Raw genomic sequence first — 20906 nt, forward strand, 5'->3', positions numbered from 1 at the left:
TTATGGATAAAGTATTTAAATTTATTATAGACTCGCGCAGGGCTTTTATTCAATTAATAGATGGCCTTAGTTTAGCAGAATTAAATGCCATTCCGGATGGCTTTTCGAATAATATCATCTGGAACTTCGGTCATATCGTGGTTAGCACTCCAGGATTGTGCTATATACGTACCGGGTTGAGAAATGACCCTTCTTTTATTAAGTATGGCGCTGCCTACACGAAGGGAACAAAACCTACTTACTTTGTGTCGCAGGAGGAGGTTGACGAGTTAAAGGCTTTGGCCATATCTACGGTGCAAGAAATTGAAGCCGATTATAAGGCGGGAGTTTTTGCGCAGATTACACCGGTGGTTACAGCGACTTATAATGAAGCGATGGACACTATCGAGGAGCTTATTGCCATGACCTCTGGCCATGACAATCTACATTTTGGTTATGCTAAGGCACAGCATAAATTAATAAACACAAGTAAATAACCTATATCTAATAAAGAAAAATAAAAAAGACAATGGCAAATTATTTCAACACATTACCACTTAGAGAACAATTAAATCAATTGGCAATTGCTGAGTTCATGGATGCTTCGGAATTCGCTGATGGTGTAAATGCTTTAAAAGGTAAAAAAATCGTAATCGTAGGAGCGGGTGCGCAGGGTTTAAACCAAGGTTTAAACTTAAGAGATAGTGGCTTAGATGTTTCTTATGCATTACGGAAAGAAGCTATTGAGCAAAAAAGAGACTCTTGGAAAAATGCTACAGATAATAATTTTACAGTAGGTACTTATGAGGAGTTAATTCCTTCGGCAGATGTTGTTATCAACCTTACGCCAGATAAACAACATACCGCGGTGGTTAATGCTGTAATGCCTTTAATGAAAGAGGGAGCTACACTCTCCTACTCACATGGTTTTAATATTGTAGAAGAGGGTATGCAGATCCGTAAGGATATTACGGTTATCATGGTGGCGCCTAAATGCCCAGGATCGGAAGTGCGTGCAGAATATTTACGCGGTTTCGGCGTGCCTACATTAATCGCTGTTCACCCTGAAAATGACCCGCAAGGTAAGGGTTGGCCTGAAGCAAAAGCTTACTGTGTGGGTACAGGTGGGCACCGCGCTGGCGTTTTAAAATCGTCTTTCGTTGCCGAGGTGAAATCTGACTTAATGGGCGAGCAAACTATTTTATGTGGTTTGTTGCAAACGGGGTCTATCCTTTCGTTCGACAAAATGGTTGAAAAAGGTATCGATGCGGGTTATGCTTCAAAATTGGTTCAGTATGGTGTGGAGGTAATTACGGAAGCCTTAAAACATGGCGGTGTTAGCGGTATGCTTGATCGCTTAAGTAACCCGGCTAAGGTGAAAGCTTTTGAGCTTTCGGAAGAGTTGAAGGATATTATGCGTCCTTTATTCCAAAAACACCAGGATGATATTATGTCGGGCGAATTCAGCAAGACTATGATGGAAGACTGGGCAAATGGTGATGCCAATTTATTGAAGTGGAGAGCAGAAACGGGGGAAACAGCATTCGAAAAAACACCTGCTGGCGATGTTAAAATCACAGAACAAGCGTACTTCGACAACTATGTTTTGATGGTTGCTTTTGTTAGAGCCGGGGTAGAATTGGCCTTCGAAACTATGGTAGAAGCGGGTATTAAACCGGAGTCTGCTTATTACGAGTCGCTGCACGAAACACCATTAATTGCAAATACTATTGCTCGTAAAAAATTGTTCGAAATGAACCGTGTGATTTCGGATACTGCAGAGTATGGCTGTTACTTGTTTGATCAGGCTTGTAAACCTTTACTAACCGATTTTATGAAGAATATCGATACTGACGTGGTGGGTAAAAACTTTAACGACGGTAAAGATAACGGCGTAGATAACATCAAGTTAGTTCAAATAAATGAGGTGTTGCGTGATCACCCTGTAGAGATCGTTGGTAGAAAATTGCGTAAGGCGATGACTGCCATGAAAGCTATTAAAACAATTTAAAATTTTCGTAATTTTATAAAACTTAATGGGGATAAATTTAAGAATATCATAATTTATCCCCTTAAAAAATTACAAATCATATAGAGAAAGAGAGAAAATGGGTAAAACATTAGTAGAAAAAATTTGGGACGCACATGTCGTCAAGCGCCAAGAAGGTTTTCCTGATATTATTTATATCGATACCCACCTTATCCATGAGGTGACCTCGCCGCAGGCATTTGATGGTTTACGCAAAAGAGGGCTTTCCGTATTTCGCCCGCAACAAACCGTAGCTACTGCGGATCATAACGTCCCGACTTTAAATCAACACTTACCAATTAAAGAAGAATTATCCCGCTACCAGGTGGATATGCTTACCAAAAACTGTAATGAATTTGGTATTGAGCTTTACGGCTTAGGGCATCCTTACCAAGGTATTGTCCATGTTATTGGCCCTGAATTGGGTATTACCCTACCGGGTAAAACGATGGTATGTGGCGATAGTCATACTTCCACGCACGGTGCTTTTGGCGCTATTGCTTTCGGTATTGGTACTTCACAGGTAGAGCAAGTTTTTGCTACGCAGTGTTTGCTGCAGCAGAAGCCTAAAACCATGAAGATTGAGGTGAATGGCGAGCTGGGTAAAGGTGTTGGTGCCAAAGATATTATCCTTTATATTATCTCCAAAATCTCTGCCGCTGGTGGTACAGGTTATTTTGTGGAATATGCAGGTTCGGCAATACGCTCTTTGAGTATGGAAGGACGCATGACAATTTGTAATATGAGTATCGAGATGGGTGCACGTGGTGGCTTAATTGCTCCCGACCAAACGACATTCGATTACATCAATGGCCGTGAGTTTGCCCCTAAAGGTGAAGCTTGGGATAAGGCTGTAGCGTACTGGAAAACATTGTACTCGGATGTGGATGCTGAATTTGATGCGGTTTTAACCTACGATGCGGCAGACATACAACCGATGATTACTTATGGTACCAACCCGGGAATGGGCATCGGCGTTACTGAAGTTATCCCGACCACCGTTTCACAACCTGAAAATGAACGCCCATCGTACCAAAAAGCACTGGATTATATGGGCTTCAACGATGGCGAGTCGGTATTAAATAAAGCAGTAGATTATGTGTTCATTGGCAGCTGCACCAACTCCCGTATTGAGGATCTTCGTGAGGTAGCAGCCTTTGTACAGGGAAAACAAAAGGCTGATGGCGTAGAGGTTTGGATTGTTCCAGGCTCTAAACAGGTGGAAGCACAGGCCATAGAAGAAGGTATCGACAAAGTTTTCGAAGCGGCAGGTTTTCAACTTCGTGAACCTGGTTGCTCGGCGTGTCTGGGTATGAATGAAGATAAAATTCCTGCAGGAAAATATTGCGTGTCTACCTCGAACCGAAATTTTGAAGGCCGCCAAGGGCCAAACGCACGCACCATGTTGGTAAGCCCTTTAACGGCAGCAGCAGCAGCAATTACAGGTAAAGTTGTAGATGTTAGAGAATTAATTTAAAAAAATAAAATGGAAATGTTAAAAATTATAAATGCTGACGGCTTCTATTTTTAATTTTTAATACGCCGTTTTTTACCTCGTAAGATGAAAAAATTTGAAAAATTAACTTCAACGGTAGTACCATTGCCGATTGAAAATGTGGATACCGACCAGATAATTCCGGCACGCTTTTTAAAGGCGACAACACGAGATGGTTTCGGTGATAATCTTTTCCGCGACTGGCGCTTCGATAGCGAAAATCAGCCTAAAGGGGATTTCGTTATGAACAACCCAACGTATAAGGGTGAAATATTGGTCGCCGGAAAAAACTTTGGCTGTGGCTCTTCCCGGGAACATGCCGCTTGGGCGATTCAGGATTATGGCTTTAATGTTGTTATCAGCTCCTTCTTTGCGGATATCTTTAAAGGAAATGCCCTCAATAATGGGGTGCTGCCTATTACTGTGCCTGAGGAGTTCTTAGAAAAAATATTTGCTCAGGTCTTTGCAGACCCTACGGCAGAAATACTAGTGGATTTAGAAGCTCAAACCGTCACTATTGCCACAACTGGCGATAGTTTTGAGTTTGAAATCAATCCATATAAAAAATCGTGTTTAATAAATGGATACGATGATATTGACTTTATCTTGAGCCAAAAGGCGACGATAGAGAATTATGAAGAAACAAGACCTTTTTCATTTTATTAATCGATGGGTATACCATTTGTACATATAGCAAACCTTTCTATCCAATATCCACCACGCGTGGTATTGGATGGTTTGTCGTGGAATATTTATAGGGGTGATCATATTGTGCTGGGTGGGAAAAGTGGCTCTGGTAAAACTTCCCTAGGAAAAGCAATCGCTGGTTTATTGCCTACTGCAGATGCCATACAATTGAATTTCGATGCGGATAGTGCCTTGCCGCAAGAGGTGATCTATATAGCCAATTGGTTTCAATTTACAAACCTCGAAGGCGATAGAAACTTCTATTATCAGCAACGCTATAACCGCCATCAACAGCAGGATACGTTGACCGTAAAGGCTGAACTTACGCATTTTGGGGAGCAGCATAATTTGTCCTTTGATGACATAGCCGATCGTATTCAGGATTTTGGCTTCGAAAATGTACAGCAATCTCAGTTAATTGAGCTCTCCAGTGGTGAGCATAAAAAACTGCAGTTAATCCGTGGTTTATGGGCCAAACCGCAGCTTCTGATTATCGACGAGCCGTATACGGGTTTAGATTCCCATTCCAGACAGGTGTTGAACAACTGGCTGGATGATCTCGCAGCGGATGGGGTGCAGTTGATTCTGATAACGAACGATACCCTACTGCCGTCGGCCATAAACCGTTATGTACATATCAACCAGGGTAAAATTGAGGAGGTGGCATCGGCAGCGCTTCTGGAAAGGGATGCAGCACGTACAAAAAAAGAATTGCCCGCATTTTTAAAAGGTATTCCTGTAACGGCGTATGACACGGTGGCCAGACTATCGAATATTTATATCCGCTATGGCGAAAAGGAAGTCCTTAAGGATGTTTCCTGGGAGGTTAAAGTGGGTCAAAAATGGTTGCTACAGGGGCATAATGGATCGGGTAAGTCTACCTTGCTTAGCCTTATTAATGGCGACCACCCGCAATCTTATGGTTTGGATATTCATCTTTTTGGTCAGAAAAGAGGCTCTGGCGAGAGTATTTGGGATATTAAGGAAAAAATCGGCATTATATCGCCAGAAATGCACTGGTACTTCGACCAGCAGGCCACCGTATGGCATACCATTGCATCCGGTTTTTACGATAGTATAGGCTGGTTTATCGATGTTAAATTCCAAGAAAAAAAACAGATTGAAGAGCTGATGGAGTTTTTTGATCTTACTGAACATAAAAATCAGCTTTTACATACCTTGCCTTTAGGCAAGCAACGTTTGGCCTTACTGGCGCGAACAATAATTAAAAATCCGCCCCTATTGGTGCTGGATGAACCATGTCAGGGGTTAGACAAACAACAAACCCAATATTTTAACGATGTAGTGGATGAATTGGCACAGTATGGTAAAACATTAATTTATGTGGGCCATTATGAAAGCCAGTTGCCCAAATGTATCGACCATAGAATTGTATTAGAGAAGGGCACAGTAATAGCCATAGAAAATAGAGTTGAAACCGTATAACAGTATATGAAAAAGAATATTCTAATTATTCCAGGTGACGGAATTGGACAAGAGGTAACCGTATGGGGTAAACATGTTTTAGAAACTATCGCCACAAAATATGGGCATGAATTTAGTTTTGATGAAGCCATTATGGGGCACACTGCGATTGAAGCAACCGGAAACCCGTTGCCAGATGAAACTTTAGCGAAAGCGAAAGCGGCTGATGCAATCTTATTCGGCGCTATTGGTCATGCCAAATATGATAATGATCCTTCAGCAAAAGTGCGCCCTGAGCAAGGCTTATTGAAAATACGTAAAGCGCTGGGCTTATACGCTAACTTACGCCCAATTTTATTGTTTGATGAATTGTTGGATGCCTCAAGCTTAAAACCGGAGGTGTTACGTGGAACAGATATTCTTTTCTTCCGGGAATTAACGGGTGATGTGTACTTCGGCGAAAAAAATCGGAATGCAGATAATACCTTCGCTTCGGATTTAATGAACTATAACCGCTATGAGGTGGAACGCATTGCGCATAAAGCCTACCAGGCGGCACGCACGCGTAACAAGAAATTATGCTCTGTAGATAAAGCCAATGTTTTGGAAACTTCCCGTCTTTGGAGAGAGGTGGTACAAGAAATTGCACAGCAATATCCTGATGTGGAAACGGAGCATATGTTTATTGATAACGCTGCTATGCAGTTGGTAAAAAACCCGAAGAAATTTGATGTGGTACTAACGGCAAATCTTTTCGGTGATATCCTTACCGACGAAGCTTCGCAGATTGCAGGCTCTATGGGTATGTTGGCCTCGGCATCTGTAGGTGATGGTACGGGTTTCTTTGAGCCTATCCACGGGTCGGCGCACGATATTGCAGGACAAAATAAAGCCAACCCTTTGGCATCAATTCTTTCTGCTGCCCTTCTGTTGGATATTGCATTTGGTTTACAAGAGGAGGCTAAATTGGTAACTTCTGCTGTTGCTGACACCTTAAAAGCGGGCTGGAGAACTGGCGATATTGCGAATACGAATACTGCTGCAGCAAATATTTTGGGAACCAATGAAATGGGGGCGAAAGTACTAGAATTCTTGAAATAAAATAACCAAGTATACACACAAGAAGATTTATGGAGGCTTAGGGTAAGCTTATACCTTAAAAAAACAGCAGTCTTTTTATTTTTAAGTTGAAAAATTATGTTACACGATCCTAATCACTTATACATTTTCGACACCACATTGCGGGATGGCGAGCAAGTTCCGGGCTGTCAGTTAACGACGCCTGAGAAAATTGAAATTGCCAAAGATTTGGAGCGCTTGGGCGTTGATGTGATCGAAGCGGGTTTCCCGGTGTCTAGCCCCGGAGATTTCCAGTCGGTAGTAGAATTATCAAAAGCAGTAAACGATGTTATTATCTGCGCCTTAACACGAGCGAATAAAAATGATATCGATGTAGCTGCAGAGGCGCTAAAATTTGCAAAACGACCGCGTATCCATACCGGTATCGGCGCGTCTGATATGCATATTAAATATAAATTTAACGCTACACGGGAGGAAATCTTAGAACGTGCTGTGGCAGCGGTTAAACATGCGAAATCTTATGTTGAGGATGTGGAGTTCTATGCGGAAGATGCTGGCCGTGCGGATTTAGCGTACTTAGCGCAAATGATTGAAGCTGTAATTGCCGCTGGAGCAACGGTAGTCAATATTCCCGATACCAATGGATATTGCCTTCCCGATCAATACGGTGCAAAGATAAAATACCTGCAGGAAAATGTTCGAAACATTGACCAGGCAATTATCTCGGCACACTGCCATAACGACTTGGGCTTAGCAACTGCAAACTCTATTGCTGCCATCCAAAACGGAGCCAGACAGGTGGAGTGTACGATTAACGGTATCGGCGAACGTGCCGGAAATACTTCTTTAGAAGAGGTCGCTATGGTGCTGAAGGTGCATAGCCAGGCCTTTGGAAACTTAAGCTCTAATATCGACAGCCGTATGTTTACTTACCTATCGCGTAAGGTTAGCGAAATGATGAATATGCCGGTGCAACCTAACAAAGCTATTGTAGGGCGCAATGCCTTTGCGCATAGCTCTGGAATTCACCAGGATGGGTTTTTAAAACACCGCGAAAATTATGAGATTATCCGTCCGGAAGATGTGGGTTTATTAGAAGCCGATATTATCTTAACAGCACGCTCGGGTAGACATGCTTTAAAACACCACTTAGAGCGCCTTGGTCATCATTTGGACAAGGATAGCCTTGCAGATACTTACCAGCGTTTTTTGGTGCTTGCCGACGCTAAAAAAGATATCAACGACCAAGATCTTCTGTCGTTATTATAAAAAATTGGTATAGCGTAATGCCTGTATGGGGCTTTACGCTATGCTATATATTATTATCCTAAAAATCATAACCTTAAAACATTCGTACGCATTATGCCCTTGGATCTAAATACCCTAGAAATCGATTCCCTTAAAGCCAAGGCTCGTATAAAGGAAATTATCAACCGTACTCCTTTGCAATACAACTTACACTTATCCGAAAGATACGGTGCCGAGATTTATTTAAAAAGAGAGGATCTACAGGTTGTTCGCTCCTACAAACTTAGAGGCGCATTTAATAAAATCAGCTGCCTTAGCGATGCCGAAAGGGCTCAGGGTGTGGTCTGTGCCTCCGCTGGAAACCATGCGCAAGGTGTAGCTTTATCGTGCAAAAAGCTGAATATTAAGGGGGTTATCTTTATGCCTGGCCCTACCCCAAAACAAAAGATTACCCAAACGGAAATGTGGGGCAATGGCAATATAGAAATTATTCTTGTCGGCGATACCTTCGACGACTGCCAAAAGGCTGCTTTAACCTACAGTAAAGAGCATAACATGACGTTTATCCCTCCTTTTGATGACCTTAAGGTAATTGAAGGACAGGGAACTGTGGCTGTAGAAATATTGGAGGACTTTCCTGATGTGGAGGTGGTACTGGTGCCTATCGGTGGGGGTGGTTTATCTTCTGGCATAAGCTACCATATGCATAAGGCATCGCCAAGCACCAAAATATATGGTGTAGAGCCTGAAGGTGCCCCATCCATGCAGGCTGCCATAGACAACAATGGCCCTATAGAGCTTGAAAAGATTAATAAATTTGTCGACGGTGCTGCCGTAAAAAAAATTGGCGCCTTAAACTACGAAATAAGCTGTCAGTTATTGACAGGGGTAAAACCTATCCCGGAAGGGAAAATATGTACAACTATATTGGAGCTGTACAACAAGGATGCTATTGTTGCCGAACCTGCCGGAGCACTATCCATCGCGGCCTTGGAATTTCATAAAGAGGAGATTAAAGGTAAAAAAGTGGTGTGCATCGTGTCTGGAGGAAATAATGATATCGACCGCATGAGCGAGATAAAGGAAATGTCGTTATTGTATGAAGGTTTTAAGCATTATTTTATTGTACGTTTTCCGCAACGTCCCGGTGCCTTACGTTTATTGGTTAGCGAGGTTTTAGGGCCAAAAGACGATATCACACGTTTTGAGTATATTAAAAAAACAGAACGTGAAAGAGGCCCTGCCTTAATTGGTATTGAGTTAAATAGTCCAAAAGATTATACTGCACTAATCGAACGTTTCAAAGCGTATAAATTTGATTATATCGAGATCAATAAAGATCAAACTTTATTTGAGTATTTAGTGTAAACTATTTACCGCATTATCCATACTCAAAAAGCCATCTTCAACAGGATGGCTTTTTGGGTTAACAGACCTTGTTAAGGCTTTTTTTTAATCGCTATCAGGTTTGTAAAAGCTAAAAGATTTCGTTAGTTTAGTAACAGCCATTAGAACAACCATGAACCTAAAGTTGAACCTAGCCGTTACTTTGTTTATGCTACTGTTTTTCTATCAAACGAAAGCAGCATCTACCCAAATTGACTGCCTAAACAGTATTATCCAGAAAAAATCTGTATACGACGGACAGAAGAAAGCGCGTATACAACTATTGGAGAAGAAATTAGCTAAAATTAGTCCACAAAATGCCGAAGCTCAATACCAAACCTATTTGGCCTTATACGAAGAATATAAAACCTATGAATTTAATAAAGCGCTTTTTTACATTAAAAAGGTTCAGCAGCTTTGCGAGCTGCAAAATAACGACCAGCGACGCAGTGCCGCTAAAATAAAACTGGCCTTTATCCTGGTGTCTTCAGGGATGTATAAAGAGTCTTTAGACGCCTTATTACAGGTGGATGAGGCTCTGCTAACCGTTCATGAAAAAATAGACCTCTTTACCTTAATGGCAAGAAATTATTACGATTTAGCCGATTATACCAAAGACGAGTATTATGCCCCTCAATATAATATTCTGGCCGGAGAAAATATAAGTAGAGCCCTGGCACTTACGGATTCTACAGGTTTTAACTACAATTATTACCTTGGCTTAAAGCTACTTAAAGAAGGAAAAATAGGCTTGGCGCAGGAAAGACTGACGGGTATCGCTAAACAGCCGGATCTTAGTGAACACCAAAAGGCTATCGTAACTTCCACGCTGAGTGATATATTTATTCAAGGGGGTAAAATTGGCGAAGCCATCGACCTACTTGCTACCGCAGCGATGGCAGATATTAAATCATCGACAAAGGAGGCCGCAGCTATGCTGAACCTCTCCTTATTATTATTCCAAAAAAAAGACCTTAAAAACGCATACCTTTTTATAAACGAAGCGATGGACGATGCCAATTACTATGGGGCCCGTCAGCGCAAGCTTCAGGTAAGTGCAAACCTAAAGATTATTGCCACGAGCAAAGTCAATTCGGTGGATGAGCAGCGCCGTATTATGACCCAATTTACCATTGCCTTATCTATCCTATCGCTTATTATTATTGTTTTTGTGCTGGTATTTTACCGGCAGCTCTTAAAAATACGAAAAGCGGATGCCCTAATCCGGGAGACAAACCATTCGCTGAACTTGACCATTGATAAACTAAAGGAATCGGATAAAATTAAAGAGGAGTATGTGGGCTATTATTTCAATATCAACTCGGAATACATCGATAAACTTGAGCATATAAAAAAAAGTGTTGAAAATAAATTAAAACATAAGGAATATGAGGCTATTAAGCTTATCGTAGGAAAGATAAATCCTTCCAAGGAAAGACAAAATTTATACTTACAGTTCGACAAAACTTTCTTACAGATATTTCCAGATTTTCTACGAGATTTTAACCTGCTTTTCCAGCTTGAAGATCAATTTCAGCTGCCCGAAAATGGCGAGCTGAACACGGAGCTGCGCATTTTTGCTTTAATCCGTATGGGTATTACCGATAGCAATACCATTGCACAGATTTTAGATTATTCCGTCAATACGATTTATGCATATAAAAACCGGATTAAAAATAAAGCGATTGTTCCAAATAATGAATTTGAAGATTATATATTAAAAATTAAAGGCTTGTAGGGTAATTATAGTTCATATTTTCAAACCTAAATTAAAAGATAAACAACCTTACTATCAATAGATTACACCTACACTAAGGGTTATTTTTTCTATATTCCGCAAGGCTCCCCTTGCAGTCTGAAAAATTCATTGTTTCCTTTGTTTTGTAAACTGCCCGGAACAACTTGGCCGTTTACAACCTGTAACCATTATAAATTATTTACTAACCTATATGCTATGATAAACAAAACATCACTGCTAGCCGTGGTTTTCGCCTTTGTCTTGATTCAACAAACGGGCTGTAATAAAACCAAAGATGGCTCATTTGTGGAACCTATCACCCTCTATGAAAAGGTAAAAGGAACTTGGAAATTGGATGATATAACACAGATTGACCATATCGCACAGGAGCTCGACAGCAAGCACAAGGAGCTGGATATGTATACCGAATTGGGGTTTCCATCCTTCCAGCTGAAGCTTAATGTAGACGACAAGAATGCTCCTACATCGTATGAGGTATTAGGCAATGCGCCGGAATTATTTCCTAATTCGGGCTTTTGGGAGCTTAACGTTGCCTTTATTCAAGCCAACGGTACATCGCCCCAGCTTTTATTATATAGCGATGCTGAAAAAAGTAACCTTACGGCTAAGCTTCATGTTACGACCATACCTGGAACAGCGGATAAAATGGATATTGTGCTGACACGCTATGCGGAAGGGGTAGCATATGTGTCGTATCATTACAAACTATCCACCAAATAACGCAGGCTCCTAAAACCTAAAACATTATGAAAAAGATACTATACCTTTTATTCTTTGGGATTATGTTAATCCCAATGCTGGGAAAAACACAGACAACAGAAGCTGCAGGCAGTCCGGCGGCAATCTGGACCTATCCGCTGGTCTATAATACCGACGAGAAAGTAAACTGGTATTTCGATTTGGAAGGAACGCTTTTTACCAAGGGCCAGGACTTGTATTTATGGGCCTGGTCGCCTTCGGAGCCTGATGTTGGCAACTGGGCCAACTCATCGGATTTTGCTAAACTTACTTACGTTAAAGATATGACCTGGCGCATGGAGATTACGCCTACGCAATATTTCAAGCGAACGGTTGATGAAATTTATAATTCGGATGGATTCTGGATGCGGATTAAGGACAAAAAAGGCACGCAGCAAACAGATGTATTCAGTATTCCTAAACCCGATGTCGGAGGCTTTGCGCAATCCGAAACCATGTATGCCGCGGTACCTGCATCGTTTACGGTAAAAACACCGATGTCGATTTTGTTTAATGCCAACCTAACAAATAATAAAGACGCTTTTTTAAATGCTACCAGTGTACACCTCCATGCGGGATTAAACAATTGGGAGGTATCCATGGAGTATCATGCTGCCCAACCGGAAAGAAGTGCGAAAACAAAAATGGTAAATATGGGTAAGGGTATTTTTAGAATAGACTTCACGCCGTTTGAATACTTTGAGGTCGACGATGATTATCCTTTGGAGAATATAACCTTCTTAGCCGTGGTGAAAGATTGGGCGAATACGGCGCCAGATGGTATTTTGTATGCCGCGAATGTCCCCATTCCTGCGGCACCTGTTTTCAGCGTATTTCCGCAAAAATTCAGTAAGAATGATATCCTTACGTTAGTGCGCGACAATAACCCCAAAGGCCAGCAGTTATTCTATACACTGAAAGGGGGAAGTACCACGCTGCGTGGTGAAATACCGGGAACGACAGACCAAAAACGTATTTCTTTTAATTTGGCAAAGGCATTTAAAGACGATAATGGTAAAAAACTTACGATTACAGTAAAAGACCAAAACGATAATGTAATCTATGATAAAGAAATTCCATTCGTTGAAGTGGATCGTGTAACCAAATAAGCTATGAGGACTATGAAAAGCACAAGATACATTTGCATGACCTTATTGGTTATGCTTCTAGCTATAACAGCTGCGTTTGCACAGCGCCAGATTACAGCTTCTGGAACCGTGGTCAACAAGGACCTGTTTCCGTTAAAAGGTGTTACAGTAAGTAATACCGATGGGGATAAGACGCAAACAGATGCCAGCGGTAAATTTACCTTGGCGAGTAAGGATGGAGCGGTGTTGAGTTTTACCTTTATCGGCTATCTTCCGCGATCGGTAAACTCCGCAACAAATATGCAGGTTGTATTGGAAGAAAATACCGTCGAGCTGGATGCTATACAGGTTGTTGGTGTAGGCTACGGTACTATGCGTAAATCGGATTTAACGGGCGCCATAACCTCCGTATCAGCTAAAGATCTACGGCAAGGTGTTATCACCTCTGCCGAACAGCTTTTGCAGGGTAAGGTCGCCGGCCTAACGGTAAACCAGCCGAGTGGCGATCCTACACAGGGTTCGTCAATGCGTCTGCGCGGGGGAACATCTTTATCGGCGAGCAACAGCCCCTTAATTGTTGTTGATGGTGTGCCGGGTGTAGACATGAATACGGTGCAGCCTACAGAAATTGTTTCTATAGATGTTCTTAAGGATGCCTCGGCAGCAGCAATTTATGGTTCTCGCGGTGCCAACGGGGTAATTATTGTCACCACGAACCGCGAGAACGGAACCAAAACCATGGATTATACTGGTTATGTGGCTGTAGGGAATGTGGCTAAAAACTTGGACTTACTCTCGGCCAACCAGTGGCGGGAGTTGGTGCGCGACCAGGACTTAAAGGCTGCTGTAGATTATGGTGGCCATACCGATTGGCAGAAAGAATTGGAAAGAACTGCAACAACAAATGCGCATAACCTTTCTTTTGCCAATGGTGGTAAAGAAGGTGGTATGCGGGCTTCCTTGGGTTATCTAAATTCGGAAGGCGTTATAAAAACCAGTAGCTTAAAAAGACTATCGGGTACGCTGAATGCCTACCAGTATGGCTTAAACAATAAACTCCGCCTGGAGGCTAGTGTTTATGCTAATCGCGATGATTATCACCCTATTGATATTACGGTGTTTCAACATGCCTACAACCTTAACCCTACCCTGCCGGTAATGCAAAACGGGTCGTATACCCAGATCGGTGGCGATTGGAATAATAACCCGGTGGAGATCCTGATGAAAAGAAGAGACGACCAGAGCAGAAACCGCTTGCTGGGATATGGCAAAGCGGAGCTGGAGATTTTAGAGGGCTTAAAAGCTACGGCAACGGGTTCTTATGAATACAATGCGCAACAGGTACGGTTTTATGCGCCGGCCTCTTCCTTCCAGGGTAATGCCGACAAGGGGTATGGCCGTAGAACATTGGGCGACTACCAGAATTTCCAACTGGAATCATACCTTAACTACGACAAAACTTTTGATGCTGTACATAAACTGAATGTAATGGCTGGATACTCGTACTTAAAAAATCAATACGAAGGTTTTGGTGCGGAACGCCGCCGTTTTGATACTGATTTTTTTGGTTATAATAATATTGGCGCCGGCACGGATGCACGTATGGGGGATGTATTTTCGTATAAAGGTGAAGCGAAGCTGATCTCTTTCTTTGGCCGCGCTAATTATATATTCAACGATCGTTATATGCTTACGGGTACCTTACGCAGAGATGGTTCCTCCCGTTTTGGACCTAACCATAAATGGGGCTGGTTTCCTTCCATTTCTGCAGCATGGCGAATATCGCAGGAGGATTTTATGGCGGCAACACATAGCTGGCTTAACAACCTTAAACTTCGTCTGGGCTATGGTGTTACCGGAAATCAAGACGGTATCGGTGAGTATAAATCGCAATCGCTGATGGGCACTGGTGGTGGTGTGTATTACGATTATGCCAGCAACTCTTGGAAGCAGTCGTATAGTATTATTCAAAATCCAAATGCGGACTTAAAATGGGAGTCTACAGCACAAACCAATATCGGTTTGGACTTTTCCTTATTCAATCGTTTTAATGTTACGGTAGATGCTTACATCAAGAAAACATCGGATTTATTATATACTTATACCGTACCGCAACCGCCCTACCTGCACGATCGTATGCTCGCAAATGTTGGCGATTTGACCAACAAGGGTATAGAGGTTTCAGTAAGTGCCAATATCATACAAACCAATGACTTTACCTGGAATGCGAACCTTGTTTTAGCGCACAACAAGCAGGTGGTTGATCGCCTTTCCAACGACTTGTATAAAACCGAGAGCCTATCGTCAGGAAACTTGCATGGCTTAACGGGGATGACGGGGGTATACACGCAAATATTAAAAGAGGGGTATGCTGTCGGTACCTTTTGGGGCCCTAAATATGTTGGACTTAATGAGGATAAAAAAGTGGAGCTGGAGAAGGATGCCGACGGTAATGTTATGCAGCAGTATCTGGGAAATGCACAGCCTAAACTAACGACCGGATTTACGATGTATTTTGCTTATAAAGGGCTGGATTTAAATGTGGCTACCAACGGCATGTTCGGACAAAAAATTCTTAATGCGCAGCGCATGAATATCAGTTTCTATGGCCGATTCCCGGAAAAAAATATTTTAGACTCTTATGTCGGTGACCCTTCTAAGGATGGCCCTGTGTTTTCAGATCAGTGGATTGAAAAGGGTAATTTCTTACGCTTACAAAGCTTGACCTTAGGATACAATATTCCGGTGTCCAACAATTGGTTTAAACGGATACGGGTTTATGCTACAGGCGAAAATCTTTTCGTCATCACCAAATACTCGGGTATAGACCCGGAAGTGAATATTACCGGACTCCGTAGCCCGGGGATTGACAAGGCTATTGACCCTTCTAATGTAAGCGACAATTATTATTACCCGAGAGCCAGAACGTATTCTTTTGGCGTTAACCTTTCATTTTAATACTTGACCTTTAAATCTATCTGTTATGAAACTTAAATCAATACTGTATACCGCTACTGCTGCCTTACTTTTCTGTAGCTGTACCGACTTATCTGAAACACTTTATGATAAGGTAAGCGCTATAGACTATGGAAACACAACGTCGGAAATAGAAACCATTTTGGGGAAAGCTTATGCCTCCTTACGCGGGGGGAGCGCCGACGGGGTGCACTTCTACCCTACTGGCGAATTTGTTTTCTTTGTGAATGCGGTATCGTCGGATGAGTGTGTTATCCCCACTCGTGTGGGCGGAGATTGGGGAGATGGTGGGGTGTATTTAGAATTGCAGAAACATACATGGACGCCGGATAACCCTAAATTATGGGCCCCATGGAAATATGGTTATAATGGTGTCGCTTCGACAAATGCTATTCTCCACCAATTGGAAAATGCTAACCTGGATGCTAAAATACGTAAACCAATGGAAGCAGAAGTTAAAGCTCTGCGGGCGTATTATTATTATAAACTTATGGATTGGTATGGCAATATACCCTTGGACACCACGTATTCGGCCAAGGAGGTACCTGCAACATCGCCAAGAGCGGAGCTGTATAAATTTATCGAAAAAGAACTTAAAAACAGTATTCCATATCTGCCCCAAAATCAATATGGGCGCTTCACGCGAAATGCTGCGCACCTGCTTTTGGCACGTTTGTATTTAAATTCGGAAATTTATATCGGACAGCAGCGTTGGCAGGATTGTTTGGAGGAGTGTAGCAAAATAGCCGGACAGCTAAGTCCGGATTACTTTGCCAGCTTTAAAAGTGATAACGAGAAATCCCCCGAAATAATTTTTAGTATCCCTTACGATAGTAAAGCCGGTACGGTAGGGAATTATCTCGCGTCGATGACTTACCATTATGAACAGAAATGGGTTTTTGATAAGCAGGATAATTATCCGTGGTGTGGAAACGGTATTGTGGCGCAACCGCAGCTGTATGCCTTATTTGAGGAGAATGATATCCGCAGAAAGTCCTTGCGCGTAGGCCCACAGATTGATGCTCGGACCGGCGCTACGCTTGTGATGCCCAGGGATGGTAATCCTTTGATTTATACGCCGGAAATTAATAGTATCACTACGGCACAACAAAATGAGGGCGCACGCTTAAACAAATATGAGGATAAAGCCGGGGATGTGTGGGAGCGGGATTATGATTTGGTGTTGATGCGGTATGCGGAAGTTTTAATGATGCAGGCCGAATGCCATGTTCGGTTGAACAACCCTGCGGCTGCCAAACCTTTTATCGAACAGATTCGTAACCGTATTGGCTTGCCTATGCCGGCAACAATTGACTTGCAGTTTATTGAGGATGAACTGGGACGGGAGTTTGTTTTTGAAGACCATAGACGGACGGATAATATTCGCTTCGGTTCATTTTTCAAAGCTTGGTGGGAAAAAGGCGCCGGCCCGGCAGATAAACATACGGCTATTTTCCCTATCCCAAGGCAGGAGATGATAAAAAATAGCCGGCTAACGCAAAACCCTGGTTATTAAAACCTTTAAAATTAGGTCATGAAAATAGATTTGCTAATTTTAATAGCGATTGGAATATGCTCCGCCTGTAATAAAAATGGCGGAGATAGTTCCTCTGCAAAGGATTCCGATGTCAACGATTTTGAGGTTGTGCGCTATGCGCCTGTACCCCTAACAAAGGAGGTCGACAAAAAGGTGTATGTACACCTTATGCCTTGGTTTGAGGATAAAACTACAAACGATGTACCCGGAAAATGGGGCCAGCATTGGACGATGAATACCAAAAATCCGGATATATTAACCGCCACGGGTAAAAGGGAGATAGCGGCGCATTTTTACCCCTTAACAGGGCCTTATGCTTCTGGAGATGCTGATATCATTGAGTATCAGCTGTTATTGATGAAACTTTCGGGTATTGATGGTGTTTTAATCGATTGGCCTGGTATTACGAGGCTCTACGATTACCCTTTACTGGTGCGTAATACGGAAAAAATTATCGACAAAATAAAGGATGTGGGCTTAAAATTTGCCGTTGTATACGAGGATCAGAATATTAATATTGCTTTTAACAATAAAGTGATAAGCGATAAAATTACTGCAGCAAAAAAAGATATGGCGTATGTGTCGGCTAATTATTTTAGTAAGGATAGTTATATCAAGGAAGGAGACGCCCCCCTACTGTTGGTATTTGGACCGCAGACTTTCGAAACGGAAGCGGAATGGACACAAATCTTCTCGGGATTAAACCCAAAACCGAGCTTCTACACCCTGTGGAATGAGTCGCACGAGGCTGGCAGCCATGCCCGTGGAGAATTTGCTTGGGTATATAAAAACCATGTTCATGATCTACAGGCGTTTTATAATAAAACCTATAACGGTACAAAAATGGCATCGGCCTATCCCGGGTTCCAAGCTTTTTATACAGAGGGCGGATGGGGTACCAATCCTTTCCATATTACCACAAGTCTGGAAACGTTTCTGACCACGCTAGATTTGGCACTACAGCATGCTGCCCCGTCCCTGCAGCTGGTTACCTGGAACGATTATGGCGAGGGTACCATGCTGGAGCCTACGCAGGAGTTTGGTTTTTCCTTTTTAACAAGCTTACAGCAAAAATTAAAAGTTAAGGCTATCCAAGAGAAGGATTTACAGATGGTGTTACAGCTTTATCAATATCGGCAAAAGCGTAAAACATTGCCTGCTGTACAAAAAAAGCTCGATCAGGTTTTTTACTATTTAGTGGCTTTAAAACTTGAAGAAGCTGAAAAATTATTATCAACTATAGAATAAATAAGCGTTAAACGAAGCGATTATGAACAACCATAAACTATTTTGGACTGTCTTCTTCCTGGGACTGTCTGTATCTGCTTTTGCCCAAAAATATGAGGTTTTATCTCCTGATAAAAATATTGTACTGGAGGTGCTTAACCAAACATCTGGTCTACAATATGCAGTGAAATATAAGGATAAGGCTATTTTATTACCGTCGAAACTGGGTGTAGAACTGGGGGCTGATGTAATGCTAACAGGGAATTTTGAGGTGTTAGCAACGGAAAAAAAAAGTGTTAAAGATCAGTGGCAGCCTATTTGGGGGGAGTATGCGCGCATTCAGGACCACCATGAAGAATTGCGTGTGCAGCTGCGCCAAAAAACAGCCAACAAATTGGAGTTGAATTTGATATTTCGGGTTTTTAATGATGCCGTGGCCTTCCGTTACGAGTTTCCACAACAGCCGAATTTAAATTACTTTATCTTACAAAACGAGGTTACGGAGTTTAACCTTACGGGTGACCACCATGCTTTTTGGATTCCTGCAGATTATGATACCAATGAATATTTACACAACAAAACCCGATTGAGTGAGGTCGATGCTGTAAAAGCTAAGAATGCTACGACGGAGATGTTTACGCAGTCGGGCGACGACCCTACGGGTGTGCAAACGCCCTTGATGTTGATAACTGATGCGGGTATCTACCTCAATATTCATGAGGCTGCTTTAGTCAACTATCCCGCCTTGCAGCTGCATGTAGAAACAACAACCAATAGCCTAAAGGCACGCCTGGTGCCCGATGCAGTCGGCAATAAGGCTTACTTACAGGCACCAGCTTTAAGCCCTTGGCGTACCTTGCTTGTCAGCGATAAGGCTACGGATATCCTGGCTTCGACATCGATATTGAACCTGAACGAACCCAGTAAAATAGCGCATACCGACTGGATAAAACCCATGAAATTTGTGGGGATCTGGTGGGCATACCAAACGGGAAAACGTACCTGGAATTATGCCAACTCGGCACGGGAGGTAGATGCGCAAGGAAACCTAATTCCGAATGGTCGCCACGGCGCCAACACCACACAGGTGAAAAAATATATCGACTTCGCAGCAGAGAACGGTATACAGGGGGTGCTGGTGGAGGGTTGGAATTATGGCTGGGAGGATTGGTTTGGCAACTGGAAGGAGGATGTGTTTGACTTTGTTAAACCGTATCCTGACTTTGATGTTGTTGCCTTACAAAATTACGCTAGAAATAAGGGCGTAAGCTTAGTGATGCATCATGAAACCTCGGGCTCGGCAACAAACTATGAAAGACAGCTGGATACGGCGTACAAGTTTATGAACAGGTATGGCTACCCGGCTGTAAAAACGGGTTATGTAGGGAAAATCATTCCTCGGGGAGAGTTTCACGATGGTCAATGGATGGTGAACCATTACCAAAGGGTATTGCAAAAAGCGGCTGAACATCGGGTTATGGTAAACTCGCATGAGTCGGTACGCCCTACAGGTTTGCATCGTACTTACCCCAACTGGATGGCCGCAGAATCTGGTCGTGGGAATGAATATAATGCCTTCAGTAAGGGGAGCCCGCCAGCACATGAAACCATCCTTCCGTTTACGCGCTTAATTGGCGGACCCATGGATTATACCCCTGGAATTTTTAAGCTTAAAGGTTACTTTGCCGACGACCCGGAAAGGCAGGTGCATACGACCTTAAGTAAGCAGCTCGCTCTTTACGTAACGTTATACAGCCCTTTCCAAATGGTGTCGGATGAAATTGATAATTATGGCTTATATCCGGATGCTTTTCAATTTATTCGGGATGTTGCGGTAGACTGGAGCGATACGAGGTACATGGAGGGCGAGCCGGGCGAGTTTATTACTGTAGCGCGGAAGGCTAAGGGTAGTAATAATTGGTTTATAGGTGCCATAACTGCCGAACAGGCGCGTACAGCAATAATTCCATTGGATTTTTTGAATAGGGATTTAAAGTATGAGGCTATTTTATATACGGATACTAAGGATAGCCATTGGCAGCATAACCCGCAGGCTTACCAGATAAAGAAGATTAAGGTAGACCACAAAACGGTATTGAAGCAGTATTTAGCCCCTGGCGGTGGTGCTGCAATAGCGATTTTTGCTCAGGATAAATAAAACAGCATAAGGTAAGCTTGAAGCTCGGCCCTCGGTCTGGCTGGCTTCAGTCATGGACGCTAGCATACCTATAATAGCGGTTTATTATATAAAA

15 protein-coding genes are annotated in these 20906 nt (G+C 42.6%); all 15 read left to right on the plus strand.

The window, feature by feature from the left end:
- The first annotated feature begins 2 nt into the window (after window positions 1-2).
- The 15 genes from ACL9RF_RS07910 (at window position 3) to ACL9RF_RS07980 (ending at window position 20812) form a co-directional block, all read left to right on the plus strand.
- A complete protein-coding gene (locus tag ACL9RF_RS07910) occupies window positions 3-476 on the plus strand; it encodes a DinB family protein (RefSeq protein ID WP_422800081.1) in 474 nt (157 codons plus the stop codon).
- Between the two features lie 32 nt (window positions 477-508).
- Window positions 509-1990 carry a ketol-acid reductoisomerase gene (ilvC, locus tag ACL9RF_RS07915; RefSeq protein WP_422800082.1) on the plus strand — a complete coding sequence of 494 codons (1482 nt, stop codon included), beginning with the start codon at window positions 509-511 and terminating at the stop codon, window positions 1988-1990.
- 97 nt (window positions 1991-2087) lie between these two features.
- On the plus strand, window positions 2088-3485 hold the full coding sequence (gene leuC / locus ACL9RF_RS07920) for a 3-isopropylmalate dehydratase large subunit (RefSeq protein ID WP_422800083.1): 1398 nt from the start codon (window positions 2088-2090) through the stop codon (window positions 3483-3485).
- 84 nt (window positions 3486-3569) lie between these two features.
- Entirely contained in the window at window positions 3570-4169 is a 600-nt protein-coding gene (leuD, locus tag ACL9RF_RS07925; protein ID WP_422800084.1) for a 3-isopropylmalate dehydratase small subunit, read from the plus strand.
- A gap of 3 nt (window positions 4170-4172) precedes the next feature.
- Window positions 4173-5636 carry an ATP-binding cassette domain-containing protein gene (locus tag ACL9RF_RS07930; protein WP_422800085.1) on the plus strand — a complete coding sequence of 488 codons (1464 nt, stop codon included), beginning with the start codon at window positions 4173-4175 and terminating at the stop codon, window positions 5634-5636.
- Window positions 5637-5642: 6 nt separating this feature from the next.
- Window positions 5643-6716: a 3-isopropylmalate dehydrogenase gene (gene leuB / locus ACL9RF_RS07935; protein ID WP_422800086.1), complete on the plus strand. Its 1074-nt coding sequence runs from the start codon at window positions 5643-5645 to the stop codon at window positions 6714-6716.
- A gap of 96 nt (window positions 6717-6812) precedes the next feature.
- Complete coding sequence (locus ACL9RF_RS07940; RefSeq protein WP_422800087.1) at window positions 6813-7964, plus strand: 2-isopropylmalate synthase; 1152 nt, start codon at window positions 6813-6815, stop codon at window positions 7962-7964.
- Window positions 7965-8057: 93 nt separating this feature from the next.
- Window positions 8058-9311, plus strand: a complete 1254-nt coding sequence (gene ilvA / locus ACL9RF_RS07945; protein WP_422800088.1) for a threonine ammonia-lyase IlvA — start codon at window positions 8058-8060, stop codon at window positions 9309-9311.
- A gap of 151 nt (window positions 9312-9462) precedes the next feature.
- Window positions 9463-11067 carry a DUF6377 domain-containing protein gene (locus ACL9RF_RS07950; protein WP_422800089.1) on the plus strand — a complete coding sequence of 535 codons (1605 nt, stop codon included), beginning with the start codon at window positions 9463-9465 and terminating at the stop codon, window positions 11065-11067.
- Window positions 11068-11283: 216 nt separating this feature from the next.
- Entirely contained in the window at window positions 11284-11808 is a 525-nt protein-coding gene (locus tag ACL9RF_RS07955; RefSeq protein WP_422800090.1) for a DUF5004 domain-containing protein, read from the plus strand.
- Window positions 11809-11834: 26 nt separating this feature from the next.
- Window positions 11835-12935: a hypothetical protein gene (locus ACL9RF_RS07960; protein ID WP_422800091.1), complete on the plus strand. Its 1101-nt coding sequence runs from the start codon at window positions 11835-11837 to the stop codon at window positions 12933-12935.
- 12 nt (window positions 12936-12947) lie between these two features.
- Window positions 12948-15872, plus strand: coding sequence for a SusC/RagA family TonB-linked outer membrane protein (locus ACL9RF_RS07965; protein ID WP_422800092.1), 2925 nt, complete (start codon window positions 12948-12950; stop codon window positions 15870-15872).
- Window positions 15873-15897: 25 nt separating this feature from the next.
- A complete protein-coding gene (locus ACL9RF_RS07970; RefSeq protein ID WP_422800093.1) occupies window positions 15898-17406 on the plus strand; it encodes a RagB/SusD family nutrient uptake outer membrane protein in 1509 nt (502 codons plus the stop codon).
- A gap of 18 nt (window positions 17407-17424) precedes the next feature.
- Complete coding sequence (locus tag ACL9RF_RS07975) at window positions 17425-18675, plus strand: glycoside hydrolase family 71/99-like protein (protein ID WP_422800094.1); 1251 nt, start codon at window positions 17425-17427, stop codon at window positions 18673-18675.
- 22 nt (window positions 18676-18697) lie between these two features.
- Entirely contained in the window at window positions 18698-20812 is a 2115-nt protein-coding gene (locus ACL9RF_RS07980; RefSeq protein WP_422800095.1) for a glycoside hydrolase family 97 protein, read from the plus strand.
- The last annotated feature ends 94 nt before the right edge of the window (window positions 20813-20906 follow it).

The sequence above is a fragment of the Sphingobacterium sp. Mn56C genome, assembly GCF_049319645.1.
Lineage (GTDB): Bacteria > Bacteroidota > Bacteroidia > Sphingobacteriales > Sphingobacteriaceae > Sphingobacterium.